Origin of the sequence: Phytoactinopolyspora endophytica (genome assembly GCF_004138495.1) — a bacterium.
GTDB classification, from domain to species: Bacteria; Actinomycetota; Actinomycetes; order Jiangellales; family Jiangellaceae; genus Phytoactinopolyspora; species Phytoactinopolyspora endophytica.
Genome location: NZ_ML142855.1, coordinates 133,335 through 134,036 on the forward strand (window position 1 = coordinate 133,335; position 702 = coordinate 134,036).

General features: G+C 63.2%; 1 pseudogene. It reads left to right on the forward strand.

The window, feature by feature from the left end:
• Positions 1 to 408: 408 nt before the first annotated feature.
• A pseudogene (locus tag ELR45_RS37940) lies at positions 409 to 702 on the forward strand (histidine kinase); the annotation flags it as partial.

Sequence of the window (702 nt, forward strand, 5' to 3'; positions counted from 1 at the left end):
CGCCGGGCAGGCGGAGCCTGCCGACCTCGACTGTCCGCCCATAGCTCGTGCACATTGTCTCGTGACCGATGCTGTTCGACATGTCGTCCTTCTTCCTCGTTCGTCCTGTCGAGATACTTACCCACCGTGGCCGCGCGTACGCATTTCGCTTGCTCGCTGGGGTGGACCTCGTATTGTGTTGGACGTCGCGAATCGGCCGGCAGTTCACTCGTATCCGTATTTCTTTCATCGCTTTGTCGGCCAGGCGCTGACGCCCCGCGGGCGACTTCGACGGCGAGTGACGGCGTGCGGTGTACGCACGGCTTTCACATCGAGTTCCCACTGGCCCACGACGCGAGGGGTGCCTCTCGACACTGCAGGTCAGAGGTGAAAGACTATGCGCGGAGCGGAGGAGGGTAAGGCTCGCACATGGACTCTGATGCCGGTCAGCTGTTGCCGAAGCTGCCGTTGGATGAACTCCTGACGGAGGTACAGACACGGCTGCAGGCGGTAGTGGCCGCGCGGGATGGTGTGCACTCGCTGCTCGAAGCTGTGGTGGCCATCGGCAGGGACCTGGAACTCGAAACCGTCCTTCGGCGGATCGTGGACTCGGCGACGAACCTCGTGGACTGCCGTTACGGTGCCCTCGGCGTTATCGGTGACGACGGCCAGCTGGCCCAATTCATTCCGGTGGGCGTCTCCGAAGAGGAGATCGCCGGGATC